Below are 1,677 nucleotides of genomic sequence, written 5' to 3'. Positions count from 1 at the left end.
CCCCCTGGTGCGTCCGTACGCCATGACGGGTGGCCGCACCAGGCCGCGCTACCAGCTCGCCATCGAGGCGCTGGTGCACACCACCGCGCAGCCGCACCAGATGCAGGGCCAGTTGCCCGAGCATCAGCGGATCTGCAACCTCTGCCGGGAGATCAAGTCGGTGGCCGAGATCTCGGCCCTGCTGACCATCCCTCTCGGTGTCGCCAGGATCCTCGTCGCCGACTTGGCGGAGGCGGGCCTGGTCGCCATCCATCAGCCCGGCGGCGACGAAAACGCCGGCGGCCAGCCAGACGTGACTTTGCTCGAAAGGGTGCTCAGTGGACTTCGCAAGCTCTAGCGGAGGGCCTTCCCGCTCCACCACGTCCGCGAAGATCGTGGTGGCGGGCGGCTTCGGCGTGGGCAAGACCACGTTCGTCGGCGCCGTCTCGGAGATCAACCCGCTGCGCACCGAGGCCGTCATGACGTCCGCTTCGGCGGGCATCGACGACCTCACGCACACCGGAGACAAGACGACGACGACCGTCGCCATGGACTTCGGCCGTATCACCCTCGACCAGGACCTGATCCTGTACCTCTTCGGTACGCCGGGCCAGGACCGCTTCTGGTTCATGTGGGACGACCTGGTCCGCGGCGCCATCGGCGCGATCGTCCTGGTGGACACCCGGCGTCTCGCCGACTGCTTCCCCGCGGTCGACTACTTCGAGAACAGCGGCCTGCCGTTCGTCATCGCCCTCAACGGCTTCGACGGCAACCAGCCGTACAACCCGGAGGAGGTCCGCGAGGCCCTCCAGATCGGACCGGACGCCCCGATCATCACGACGGACGCCCGCCACCGCGCGGACGCCAAGTCGGCGCTGATCACGCTGGTCGAGCACGCCCTCATGGCGCGCCTGCGCTAGCACCTCCCGCTCGCACGACGAAGGCCCCTGCTTCTCCGCCCGGAGAAGCAGGGGCCTTCGCTCGTCCCCGGCCGGCCCGGTCCGGACGCGCCCGCGGCCCGGAGCCACGGGCCCGGAGCCACGGGCCCGGCACGCTTGGACGGGGGCGGCGGGCCGAACTCCCGTCCCGTGCGGCCCCGTCGGGCGCCGAGGGGGCCCGGGAGGGGCCGAGGGGACCCGAGAGGGGCCGGGAGGGGCCGGGGATCCCCGAACGCCCGCGGGAGGGCCTGTTCGCCCTGGAGGGCGTCCGTGGGCCCCAGGACGCACGACAGCCCCGCCCTCCATCGGGAGGACGGGGCTGTCGGCGTCAGACCCTCAGTGCCAGCTGTGCGGCGCCCGGAAACCGGGCTCCCGCTCCAGTCGGCGCCAGCCCGCCTTGCGGTGGGGACCGTGGGAAGGGGCGGCATCAGTGGGAGCGGAGGCGGCACGGGCCAGGAGGAGCGCCGTGATGGCGGCGACCTCCTCGGGCTCGGCGTGGCCCTTCTCGACGCGGATGTCAGGAGTGCTCATAGGTTTCAGTCTCCATGAGAGAGGTTTCCGCGGGGGTACCGCGGAGGATCCGCCGGGTTACTGCGGGGGGTTGCCGTGCTTGCGGGAGGGCAGGTCGGCGTGCTTGGTGCGCAGCATCGCGAGCGACCTGATAAGGACCTCGCGGGTCTCGGCGGGGTCGATGACGTCGTCGACCAGACCGCGCTCGGCCGCGTAGTAGGGGTGCATCAGCTCGGCCTTGTACTCCTTG

4 protein-coding genes are annotated in these 1,677 nt (G+C 71.4%); 2 read left to right on the top strand and 2 right to left on the bottom strand.

What is annotated here, in order from left to right; genetic code table 11:
• Both CW362_RS42770 and CW362_RS42765 read left to right on the top strand, forming a co-directional pair.
• Positions 1 to 337, top strand: a 337-nt coding sequence (locus tag CW362_RS42770; protein ID WP_162684458.1) for a DUF742 domain-containing protein, incomplete at its 5' end; no start/stop codon positions are given.
• Positions 318 to 899: a GTP-binding protein gene (locus tag CW362_RS42765; protein WP_103554950.1), complete on the top strand. Its 582-nt coding sequence runs from the start codon at positions 318 to 320 to the stop codon at positions 897 to 899. The genes CW362_RS42770 and CW362_RS42765, both read left to right, overlap by 20 nt.
• 354 nt (positions 900 to 1,253) lie before the next feature.
• Here CW362_RS42765 and CW362_RS42760 read toward each other — a convergent pair whose 3' ends face one another.
• Positions 1,254 to 1,448, bottom strand: coding sequence for an acyl-CoA carboxylase epsilon subunit (locus tag CW362_RS42760; RefSeq protein ID WP_103554949.1), 195 nt, complete (start codon positions 1,446 to 1,448; stop codon positions 1,254 to 1,256).
• A 57-nt stretch (positions 1,449 to 1,505) separates the two neighbouring features.
• Positions 1,506 to 1,677, bottom strand: a 172-nt coding sequence (locus CW362_RS42755) for a carboxyl transferase domain-containing protein (RefSeq protein WP_276313771.1), incomplete at its 5' end; no start/stop codon positions are given.

The sequence above is a fragment of the Streptomyces populi genome (assembly GCF_002911015.1).
Lineage (GTDB): Bacteria > Actinomycetota > Actinomycetes > Streptomycetales > Streptomycetaceae > Streptomyces > Streptomyces populi.
The sequence above is the reverse complement of the archived record's forward strand: the minus strand, read 5'-3'. Positions and strand labels throughout refer to the sequence as shown.

Bases quoted from the DNA above. Each gene is read 5' to 3' on its own strand.
- CW362_RS42760 (WP_103554949.1), bottom strand. From the start codon at position 1,448: ATGAGCACTCCTGACATCCGCGTCGAGAAGGGCCACGCCGAGCCCGAG.